Source organism: Paraburkholderia sp. EB58 (assembly GCF_050436665.1).
In the GTDB taxonomy this organism is placed as follows: Bacteria; Pseudomonadota; Gammaproteobacteria; order Burkholderiales; family Burkholderiaceae; genus Paraburkholderia.
The window spans coordinates 21,404-32,219 of record NZ_JBNDMQ010000060.1 but is presented as its reverse complement, the minus strand read 5'-3'; the positions used below and the strand labels follow the sequence as shown (position 1 = coordinate 32,219).

Sequence of the window (10,816 nt, the reverse complement as noted above, 5' to 3'; positions counted from 1 at the left end):
ATCGCCACTGCGTTGGCCGCGGAGAACAGCGTGATGACCCACGTGCCTTCATCCACCGACACGCCCAGGTCACCGGAGAGCGTCGGGATCGCGACGTTGGCGATCGACGAGTCCAGCACATTCATGAAAGTAGCGAGGGCCACGGCAAACGTGCCCAGTGCAAACTGCCAGCCAACCAATGGCGCCGGAGCGCTCGCGTGTTTCGGCGGGTTCATCTTGCGTCCTTTAAGGGGTTTGACGGCCGGCGGTCCTGAAGCCGGCGCTATTTATCTGATGTGTCAGATAAATGGGTAAAAAAAATGGCCTAGCCATCCAGTAACTTGTTGAGGAGCCTGCACAAGGTTGCGAACTCCAGTTGGGTAAAGCCCGCCAGGCGCCGGTTCAACATCGCCGGCGCAAGCTCCGCGATCCGCGTGGCGACATCCCGTCCCGCTTCGGTCAGCGTCAGGCTGACCACCCGCCGGTCCAGACTGTCGCGAGTCCGGCGCACGAGACCCTGCCTTTCCAGCCGGTCGACCATTCGTGTCACGAATCCCGAATCGATGCCGAGCATCCTGGACAATTCCACCGAGGTGTGCGCGCTGTCCCCCGACACGAGCAGCAGCGCGCCGACCTGCGAACTGGTGACGCCGGTACCCGAGAGCGCCACATCCATTTCCGCCGTGAGCAGGTGGCGTGCTTTGCTCAGCGCAAAGACGATGCTCTGACCCGGCCAAAAAAATCGCCGAATAGTGATCCATTGCTGATATCTCCGTTACTGATTCATACTATATCTGACTTATCAGATATATGCAAAGACTTTTTTGGCCCGAGTCAGGCGCATCCATTTTGCGTGCCCCATTGGAGAAAACGAGTCTGCGAATCTCCTTCTACTCCAGCGGGCCCACCTCCACACTCGTCCAGTAGCCTCTACGACGACCGGCCATCGGGCAACGGTTGATTACCGATAACTTGCGCGCGAAAAGCCGTCACGAAGCCGGCGTCCGGCATTTTCCGACGGGGCTGCGCGCAGGACTACAGGTCGATTGGTTCCGCGACGCCGGTTGTATCAGCAAGCTTGAATGACGAAACGACCATCTTTAGTCTGGATGCCTGGTCCTCGAGCGAATGGGCCGCTGCTGCCACCTGCTCGACCAGCGCCGCATTCTGCTGCGTCGCCAGGTCCATCTGACTAACGGCCTGGTTGACCTGTTCTATGCCACGACTTTGCTCATCCGATGCAACGGCAATTTCACCGACGATTTCGGAAACACGCCGGATAGCATCTTTAATCCCACCCATCGCACTGCTAACTTCGATGGCCTGTTGCGAGCCATCCTGAATCGTGGCTACAGATGAGGCAATCAGGTCCTTGATTTCCTTTGCCGCAGACGCAGATCGCTGAGCCAGACTACGAACTTCACCGGCCACAACCGCAAAGCCTCTTCCTTGGTCGCCAGCTCGAGCCGCTTCCACAGCGGCATTGAGCGCAAGGATGTTGGTCTGGAACGCAATTCCTTCAATCACTCCCGTGATTTCGGAGATCTTGTTCGAGCTACCACTGATTCTCTCAACGGTGGCAACCATGGCTTGAACGACATCGCTGCCTGCACCAGCGATTTCCGCTGCATTCGTGGCCAGTGCACTCGCCCGACGCGCATTGTCCGCGTTCTGCTTCACCGTCCCGGTCAATTGCGTCATGCTGGATGCAGTTTCCTCCAGCGACGCAGCTTGTTCTTCTGTGCGGGCAGAAAGGTCAAGGTTTCCCGCGGCAATTTCGCGTGTAGACGTGGTAACTGAATCCGTCGACAAATGCACCGCGGACATGGCCTCCTCCATGCTGCGCATCAGCTTGTCGAACGCGGTGGCTGAGCGACCAAACTCGTCTATGCGCGGACTCGAAGATCGCTTTGACAAGTCAAGGGTTGTCGCAATCTCCTCAAACATTCTCACCACGCGGTTCAGCCCGCCGCATATGACATGGTCCAGGTGGAGGCCACAGTAGATCGCGATGGAAAATCCCATTGACGCCAGTCCAATCAGACTCATCAGCCATGGGCGGTACGACGAAACCACGTTCGCGTCGAGGCTAAACAGCGCGACTATTGCCATCAGTCCGACGACGGACATCAGTGCTAGCCAGGTGCCGAACACGAGCATTAACTTGAGTCTGATCGTGAAGACGAATTTCTGCACTTCGCATCCTTCGTGATTGACGGCGCGACTGCGCCATGAAGACTGATGCCTGATATGGGAGCAGGGAGGCTTCGGACCAACCGGCCGCGACACACCGCCCTACGAAGCCGCGATCCTGCCGGTCGGGCAACGCGCGCCGATATTTCGCCCAGGCGCTCGACCGCAACCTTGATGACGTTGCCCGGCCTGACGGCCCCCCGGGCAAATCGATGAAGGTAACGGGTCGCGGTATGTCACGCCCGGGTCCCGAGGTTCAGAATGTGTGCCGCACGCCGAGCATCACGCCAAGCTGTTCCGCACCTGTCTCCACCGTACCGCCGGCAGCCACCGACGCGCTGCCGTTTCGGCCGTTGATCATATAACCCACGGATGAATAGACAGACGTACTTCTGCTCAGATAGTAGCTGGCACGCGCGACCAGCTCAGTCGAACTCGTCACACCCGACTGGATGTATTTGTCAACCTGCGCGTCGAGTGCCAGCAGCGCTATCGGCGTATAGGTAAGTCCGAAAAAGTACAGGTTATAGACCATGCTCGCGGCGCCAGCCGACAGGTTGCGGTGAATCCAGCCACCGCCTACCTTCAGACTCGGGAGCTTGAAATAGCCATCGACCACAGAGCGGGAGTCCGCGTAGGCGCTGCTGGTCAGCGGTGCGGAGGCCCCCTCGTTGCCACGCATCCGGTCATACGATGCCGCCACCCCGAAACGGGACGAATCGTAGGCAATCAGGCCAGTGTATTGCTTGCAGGCGAGGAAATTGCCGGCCACCTGCCCCGGGCAATTCGTCGCGGCGGGTCCGCCGGGCCCGGCCGCGTCGCGCCCGAAACTGTACGTGGCGCCGACGGTCACGCCCGCAAACTTTCCCATGTAGCCAATCGCGTTGTCGCTGCGCGCATTGGGAAAATAGTTGTCAAAGACGTACAGCGAATGAATCGATGGGCCGATAACGTCGGCGTTCAGGACCGCGTAAGTCGACATGTTGTTCTGCCGCCCAAGCGTCAGCGAGCCGTAGGCCGTCTGCAGCCCCACGTCCGCCTGTCGCCCGAACTCCCGGCCACCGTAATTGAAGCCACCGGTGCCCGGCGCGAAGCCGTTCTCCAGCTTGAAAAACGCCTTGGTGCCGCCCCCGAGATCCTCCACGCCCGTCAGGCCCCACTCCGAAGGCACTTCGCCCGTCAAGGTGGGCATCCCGGCGAAACTGCCTCCACCGGCAGCGTGGTTATAGTATTCGACTCCTGTATCGATGATGCCGTATAGCGTGATGCTGCTCTGGCTGTACGCCAGACGTGACATCAGCACGAGTGAAAAGAACGCGATGCTCCTCAACACACTACGCATTTCCATTGACGTCTCCTGTGTTTTACGGCTGTTTTTTTAACTTATGGTGTACTAATCAAATAGATAAGAGGTTATGTATTTTTTTGCGTAGTCTGCACCTGTGGCCGCAAGACGCGGGCAGGCCGAACGGCTGCCGCTAGCGGCCTCAAGGCGAAACCGCTAGCGTCGGATGGATAGTGCGATGAAGCCCCTGCCGCCCTCACCTCACGGACGGCTCCTGTCCAGCCCATGCGGCATGCAGCAACGTATGCACGGACGCCTCGTCAACAGGCAGGGGGTTGTGATCGATGTGATGGAAAGATTCACCGGCGATGGCGGCGATGCGGTCGGCCGGAACGCCCAGCTCGCGCAGCGCGACCGGAGCCCCCAGATCGCGTACGAGTCGCTGTAGCGCCACCGCGGGATGCGCGCCCATCATCGACTCCATCGCCGCGCATGCCTCAGGTATCGCCGGCGCGTTATAGGCCAGCACGTGCGGCAGCACGACACAGTTGGACGCGCCGTGGGGCACCTGGAAGCGCCCACCCAGTACGTGACAGATCCGGTGATGCATGCCGATGCCGACCGAATTGACCATCAAGCCGCCAATCGTTGCGCCATAAGCCGCCTCGCTCCGGGCTTCCAGGTCGGTGGGTTCGTTCGCCAGTTTCTTCAACGCACGGTAGAGCATGTCGATGCCGGTCAGCGCGAGCTGGCTGGTCAACGGATTGCTCTTCGGGACATAGAGCGCCTCGATGCAATGCGCGAGCGCGTTCATGCCGGTGGTCGCAGTCTCGCGGATCGGCAAGGATTGCGCCAGCACCGGATCGACAATGACGGTGTTTGCGAGCGCTTTGGACTCGCGCCTGGCGCGCTTTTCGCCCTCCACGAGTACCCCGAACAGCGGTGTCATCTCCGAGCCCGAGAGCGTGGTCGGCAAGGTCACATGGGGCGCGCCAGTCTCTACCGCAATATATTTGCCAAGCCCGATCGTCGAGCCTCCACCGACGGTGACGACGGCATCACATTCCTGCCGGCGGTACGCGTCGAGTGCTGCAGTCGCTACCTCGATGGGACAGTGCGGCACCGCGCCATCGAACGAGGCGCGAAGCCGTGACGCGAGGACTTCGGCGACTTCGCGGTAGCGGCGGGCGCCGCCCGCCGTGGTGATGAGCAGTGCACGCGACTTTCCCAGTTGATCGAGGCGGCCCGCAAGGTCAGTGACGCGCCCAGCGCCGAACATGACGGTCGGCGAATGGCAGAAGAAATCAAAAACGGGCTGCATTGAAACACCCTTCTGTATGTTCTGGTGGAACGCCTTCCTACTCGAAGGCGACGTAGACCCGGCCGCTCTCGATCTTGATCGGATAGGTCCGGATGGCCTCGCTTACCGGGGCACAGGTCGGCTCGCCTGAGCGAACGTCGAACTTCCCCTGGTGCAATGGGCATTCGATTTCGTGACCGTCAAGAAAACCGTCACAAAGCCGGGCGTGGCCGTGGGTGCACAGGTTGTCGGAGGCGAAGATGTCACCATCCACGCTGTAGATGGCGAGGTCCTTTCCAGCAACGATTACCCCGACCACGTCATCGGCCGGCACGTCATCGACCGCGATGACGTCCTGCCACGAAAAAGTCGCATCGGCTTTCATGATCAGACTGGATAGATGATGGAGTTCGGAATCATTTCGCTGTCGTAGATTGCCAAACGCGAGGCAAACTTCAGACCGTCGGGGGTCGCAACGATTTCGTCGACGTAACGACCTGCATTGAACACGGTCGACAGCTGGTTCAGCTTCGTGCGGATCACGACGTAGTTGGCTTCGCAGTAGATGCGACCATCCTCGACCTTGTGCACCAGAGGCGCGCCCACAATGTGCCGCTGATAGTACGGGTCGTGAAAGAGCGTCTCCTGGACGCCGTAGATGCGATCCTTGAGCATCCCCTTGCTTTCGAACGAAAGCGTCGCCAGTGGAAATCCGCGTTCGAAGTTTTCGCGGGGCTGCAGGCGATAGACGCACTGCTCCGTGAAAAACTCCGGCCACAGGCTCCAGTTGCCGGAGTCCACCGCGCTCGCATAGTCTGCGTATAGCCGTGTCAGCGCCATCCAGTCTTTCAGGGTCTCTATCATTCCGGTGCCTCCATGACTTCGCGCCAGTAGCGGTACATGCCCCGAATGAGCGTGTCGCTCACCATGTGATCGGTGTCGGTGACCTCATGCCCACCCAGCTCGGCCAGTGTCCGATGAGACGGACGGCTTTCGAACGACGACTGGGAGAATTCGATCACCTCGCCATCGTCGGCCGAGACGAATCCGGCCGGGCCGAACAGGTTGGCCTGTCTTAGCCGTCGCTGGGTCATCTCTTCGGAATCGTCCTCGAAGCCGAAATGCGTCCAGAAAAAGTCGAAGGAGCCGTGTCCGTTGGGCTGGATCTGCCGTGTCGAGACGCTGTTGACCGACTGCTGGAGGATGACACTCGGGAAGATGGTCGTCATGACCGCAGTCGGGCCTCCCCACCAGGGCTCCGTCACGATATCCAGGAAGCGCGGGTCATTGAGTTGCATGTCCTCCTTGAAGCGCGCGACCTGCGAGACCTCAGACGCCTTGAGCGAGTTGCCCCGCGTGGAGATCATTGCAGCATGCCGGTTGTGCACGTCCATCTTCAGCGCAGACCGGTTGTCGGCACGCCAGAGTCCGAAGGTCACGAACCACGTATGCAGAAGACCAGGATGGTAGGAATCCTTGATATTCTCCTGCATGAGCTTCCAGTTGCCCGGAATGCGCTGCCGGTTATATCCGAGAACCTTCAGCTTCCGGCCGTTGAAAGTCCTGTCGAAACACTGCAAGATCGTCGGGCCGAGAAAATCCTCGAGCGACTCGATCCCGTGGTCAAACGAGGCAAAAACCACCCCGCCCCGCGTTGCCACCTTCAGCTTCGTCAAGCCGTTATCCTGCAACTTGAACTCAGGTGGCATGCCGCCGTGCACCTTGCCGTCCTGCTTCACACCCCGGCGAAACGGAACGCCCTGCAGATCACCCTCCAACGTGTAGTTCCATTGGTGGTACGGACAGGTGAACCCGTCTTTCCGGTTCCCGTGACGCTCTCTGCAAAACGCCATGCCGCGATGGGCACACGCATTCTCGATGACGTTGACATGGCCGTCGGCGCCGCGGACCATGATGACGGACCGCTCACCAATGACGGTACGGGTGAAGTCACCAGGGTTCGGAATCTCGGCTTCAAGCCCGACGTAGCACCAGTGGTTACGATAGAAAAACCTCTCCAGCTCTTTCTTGTAGGTCGACTCATCGGTGTACGCCATGAAAGGGATACGGCTGGTACCCTCGTCTTCCCACTTGACGGTTTGAGGGAATATCGTGGATGTCATCGCGTTGCCCCCACTTTCTGCTGGATCACGGTCACCGTTACTTCCGGGAGTCCTTCGATGCGGCCACGCATCACATCTCCAGCCACCACGGGACCGACGCCTTCTGGGGTTCCCGTCATGATCAGATCGCCAGGGCGCAGCGTTTCATAGAGCGACAGGTGCGCGATACACTCCGCAGTCGACCAGATGAGCTTTGCCACATCCGATGCCTGTTTGCTCGCCCCGTTGACCGTCAATTCAATCGCCGCCGAAGTCACGTGTCCGGTTTCGCCGACGAGATGCAACGCCCCAATCGGAGCCGACTCACTGAAGCTCTTGCCAAACTCCCATGGCCGGCCCGCGTCGCGAGCCGCAAGCTGCAAGTCCCGACGCGTCATGTCCAGTCCAACGGCGTAACCGAACACGTGATCGAGCGCTTCGCTCGCCGGAATTTCAAAGCCGCCCTTGCCAATCGCGACCACGAGCTCGATCTCGTACTGGTAATTCGAGGTCATCGACGGATAGCGAACCGACACGGGCGCCGAGGCGTCCACGATGGCGCTGGCCGGCTTCATGAAGAAGAACGGCGGATCCCGGTCGGGATCCTTGCCCATCTCGCGCGCGTGGGCAGCATAGTTACGTCCGACGCAGAAGATGCGATTGACCGGAAAACGCTGCTCGCTTCCCTGGACGGTCAGCGAGTAAAGGGGTGAAGGAGAAACTGCAAAATCGATGTGGTTTGTCATTTCTTTACTCCCGCGACTCGCGCCAAAGGCCGAGCGCCTGATGGACCGGACGATCGCTGAAACTGAACAGGTGCGTGTCCGTTGTTGCATGGATACGCAGCTCATTCCAGGAAGGAACGATAAAGATGTCATTGGGACCAAAGCTGTGCGTGGCCCCGTTGATTTCGGCGTGGCCGGAACCCTCCAGACAGACGTAGACGGTACCGTCCGTGCACCGGTAAGACTGGGTCTCGAAACCTCGGGGAAGCCTCTGCGCATAGGCTCCGATTGTCGGCATCGGTGATCCGCCGGTGGCGGGGTTCACGTAACGCAGCTTGAATCCGAGATGTTTGTCCGGCTCCCCTTGAGCAATCCCCAGCAACGATTCCCTGGTACGTTCATAGGGATAGACGAACACAGGGCTCGGTGAGACTCCGTTGACTTTGTGGTCGACTGGAAGCATGTTCGCGCCATATCGCTTCAGGCTGTCCCCTTCTGGCCTGACAGGCGGTTGGGTGGACACGCTCGAGCGCTCCGAAAAGCTGGCATCGAGGAATTGCACCAGCGGCACATCGAGCCCATCGAGCCAGATGGCCGGCTGATTGCCAGGATTGCCGTGGTCGTGCCATGTCCAGGAAGGCGTCAGGATGAAGTCCCCTCGGCGCATCGTCGTACGCTCCCCATCGACCGCCGTATAGGCGGCATCGCCCTCAAGCAGAAGCCTCAGCGCCGACTGCGTGTGGCGATGGGCAGCCGCCATCTCGCCGGGCAAGATCATTTGCAGGCCCGCATACAAGGTCTGCGTGATGGCGGAACGCCCGCGCAGCGCCGGGTTCTCCAGAACCAGCACGCGGCGTTCAGCCTCGGTTGCGCTGATGAGGTGGCCTGCTTCCATGAGCGGTTCGCGAATCTCCGCGTAGCGCCACAGGGCCGCTACGGCGTGAGAGGCCGGGGTCGGCGTGACCAGCTTGCCGAGCACTTCCCACAACGGAGTAAGGTTCTGTTGACTGATGCGGTCGTAGTACTCGCGCCTTGCCTGCGCTTGCTCTGGTTCAATGGTGTGACTTTGCATAGTAGTTGTCTCCGATTTACGGGCCGCTCGAGTAGAAGGCGTCGGCGTAGATATGCTCGGGCGGTATTCCACGCTGTTTAAGAAGAGATGAGGCCGCCTCCACCATCGGAGGCGAGCCGCAAAGGTAGGCGCGAAAGCCTTTCAGGCTGTCGCCCCAGTCGCTGGATATCGCATCGGTTACCAGGCCAGTACGCATGGACTGCCCAGTCGTATCCGAGGTCGATACCACCTGAACCGAGAGGTTGGGATGCTCGCGCGCAAGCTCTTCCAGCCAGTTCCCCCCGTAGACATCACGTGGGGACCTCACACCGAAGTACAGATGGATGGGATTGGCCATGCCGGCCCGCACGGCGCCGCGAACGATTGACAGGATGGGTGCGAGACCCGTCCCGCCCGCGACGCATAGCATCGGCCCGCTGTGTTTTTCGCGTAGATATGCCGTGCCGAGCGGCCCGCTCACGCGCACCGAATGACCGACGGCGAGCTCAGCGCTGATATAGCTCGATACCCGGCCACCAGGGACCAGACGAACGTGGAACTCCATTTCTTCGTCTAACGCAAGACCTGCCATCGAGTACGGCCGGATGTGGTTCGGGGTGAACTGGACTTGCGCGTATTGCCCCGGCGAGAACGACAACGGCTTGGCCGGTCGAAGCACGATCCGCTTGATGTCGTGCGTCATGTCCTCGAGTGCCACGACCGTGGCCTTCAGCACCCTCGCCGGATGAATGACGACTTCGTCGGGCTCGGGTACCTCGATCTCGCAGCTTTCCGTCAATACGCTCATGCAGGCCAGCGCAAACTGGCCCTCGTTTACGCGGATTGTCTGAGTCTCCGAGCCCGACTCGAGAAGGTGGCCGCGGGTGACCTTACAGCGGCAAGTGCCACATCGGCCAGCCGTGCAGCTATACGAAATCGGCACGTTATGCTCGCGCAGCACCTCCAGCAGATTGGCGCCCGGAGGTACATACAGCGTGCGATTGAGCGGACGGACAACTAGCTCCATGAGATTTGCTCTACTCTGAAATCTTTCATGGATGAATTCTATGAACTGCTCTAACATTGGTAAATGCGATATCGTGAATAATCAACATTTACCTTATGAATGAGATTTTGGAACTGAATGACATTGACCTGAACCTGCTGGTCGTTTTCAACGAACTGCTCATCGAGCGTCGTGTAGCCAGGGTGGCCGATAAGCTTGGTTTGACGCAACCGTCAGTGAGCAACGCGCTCAGCCGGTTGCGCAAACTTCTTCAGGATGATCTTTTCATTCGCACATCGAAGGGCATGGAGCCGACTCTCTACGCGAGTCAGCTTGCAGAGCCAATCCGCTTCGCGTTAAACACGATTCGAAGCTCGTTGAACCAGCAAGCCGAGTTTTCCCCCGCCACGAGCACAAGAAGATTCACCATTGGCATGGCCGATGTTGGGGAAATCTATTTTTTGCCTAAGCTAATGGACAGGCTGGCGCGCGTTGCACCCCATGTTTCTGTGAGCACGCTGCGCAACACGGCGGTGGATCTAAGGGACGCGATGCAAGCAGGACAGGTCGATCTTGCAATGGGTTTGCTGCCACAACTGAAGGCGGGATTCTTGCAGCGCAGCCTGTTCCAGCAGGCTTATGTATGCATGTTTCGCCAGGGTCATCCGCTTCAAGGGAAAAAGATTTCGCTCAAGCAGTTCACTGAAGCCGACCACATCGTTGTCGTTTCCCCGGGAACAGGACATGCGAAAGTGGACGACATGATCGAGCGAAAAGGCATTCGCAGAAACGTTCGGCTTACCGTGCCACATTTCGTCGCCGTCGGGCACATCCTTTCGAATACGGATATGATCGCAACGGTTCCGGAACGTTACGCAATGGAGTGTCTGGCGCCATTCAAGCTCGCGTACGTCAAGCATCCGGTTGAATTGCCAAGGATCGGCATCAACATCTTCTGGCATGCGAAAGTGCACAAGGAACCGGGCAATCAATGGCTGCGCAATCTGATTGCCGATACGTTCTCGGATGCCGGGCGAGCTTGATTACGTCGCGTAGGTGCGGCGGCGCCTGTGCGTTACGAGACGAGTCCTGGACGACGCGTTCCAGCAGCTCGATTTCCGTCAGCGTGAACGCGAGCTCGGCCGTACCTGCCGCGCCGGGCTGTGGTGCAAATT

11 protein-coding genes and 1 pseudogene are annotated in these 10,816 nt (G+C 59.4%); 1 reads left to right on the top strand and 11 read right to left on the bottom strand.

The features are described 5' to 3' along the window. From P3T40_RS42645 to P3T40_RS42595, 11 genes and pseudogenes are all read right to left on the bottom strand, one after another. Positions 1-215 (bottom strand): annotated as a pseudogene (locus tag P3T40_RS42645) (DHA2 family efflux MFS transporter permease subunit); the annotation flags it as partial. Between the two features lie 89 nt (positions 216-304). Then, entirely contained in the window at positions 305-655 is a 351-nt protein-coding gene (locus P3T40_RS42640) for a MarR family winged helix-turn-helix transcriptional regulator (protein ID WP_429273678.1), read from the bottom strand. Positions 656-1,014: 359 nt separating this feature from the next. Next, complete coding sequence (locus tag P3T40_RS42635; protein ID WP_429273677.1) at positions 1,015-2,175, bottom strand: methyl-accepting chemotaxis protein; 1,161 nt, start codon at positions 2,173-2,175, stop codon at positions 1,015-1,017. Between the two features lie 253 nt (positions 2,176-2,428). Then, positions 2,429-3,514 (bottom strand): porin, encoded by a 1,086-nt coding sequence (locus tag P3T40_RS42630; protein WP_429273684.1) that lies wholly within the window; start codon positions 3,512-3,514, stop codon positions 2,429-2,431. Between the two features lie 199 nt (positions 3,515-3,713). Beyond that, positions 3,714-4,778: a maleylacetate reductase gene (locus P3T40_RS42625; RefSeq protein WP_429273676.1), complete on the bottom strand. Its 1,065-nt coding sequence runs from the start codon at positions 4,776-4,778 to the stop codon at positions 3,714-3,716. Between the two features lie 37 nt (positions 4,779-4,815). Beyond that, positions 4,816-5,142 (bottom strand): non-heme iron oxygenase ferredoxin subunit, encoded by a 327-nt coding sequence (locus P3T40_RS42620; protein ID WP_429273675.1) that lies wholly within the window; start codon positions 5,140-5,142, stop codon positions 4,816-4,818. 2 nt (positions 5,143-5,144) lie between these two features. Continuing rightward, on the bottom strand, positions 5,145-5,621 hold the full coding sequence (locus tag P3T40_RS42615) for an aromatic-ring-hydroxylating dioxygenase subunit beta (protein WP_429273674.1): 477 nt from the start codon (positions 5,619-5,621) through the stop codon (positions 5,145-5,147). Beyond that, complete coding sequence (locus P3T40_RS42610; RefSeq protein WP_429273673.1) at positions 5,618-6,880, bottom strand: aromatic ring-hydroxylating dioxygenase subunit alpha; 1,263 nt, start codon at positions 6,878-6,880, stop codon at positions 5,618-5,620. The genes P3T40_RS42615 and P3T40_RS42610 overlap by 4 nt, the downstream gene beginning before the upstream one ends. After that, positions 6,877-7,593 (bottom strand): fumarylacetoacetate hydrolase family protein, encoded by a 717-nt coding sequence (locus P3T40_RS42605; protein WP_429273683.1) that lies wholly within the window; start codon positions 7,591-7,593, stop codon positions 6,877-6,879. The genes P3T40_RS42610 and P3T40_RS42605 overlap by 4 nt, the downstream gene beginning before the upstream one ends. A 16-nt stretch (positions 7,594-7,609) precedes the next feature. Beyond that, positions 7,610-8,656: a gentisate 1,2-dioxygenase gene (gtdA, locus tag P3T40_RS42600; RefSeq protein WP_429273672.1), complete on the bottom strand. Its 1,047-nt coding sequence runs from the start codon at positions 8,654-8,656 to the stop codon at positions 7,610-7,612. Between the two features lie 16 nt (positions 8,657-8,672). Beyond that, positions 8,673-9,662, bottom strand: coding sequence for a 2Fe-2S iron-sulfur cluster-binding protein (locus P3T40_RS42595; RefSeq protein WP_429273671.1), 990 nt, complete (start codon positions 9,660-9,662; stop codon positions 8,673-8,675). Between the two features lie 107 nt (positions 9,663-9,769). On the opposite strand from P3T40_RS42595, the gene P3T40_RS42590 reads away from it, so the two are divergent. Then, positions 9,770-10,684, top strand: a complete 915-nt coding sequence (locus P3T40_RS42590; RefSeq protein WP_429273682.1) for a LysR family transcriptional regulator — start codon at positions 9,770-9,772, stop codon at positions 10,682-10,684. Positions 10,685-10,816: the final 132 nt, after the last annotated feature.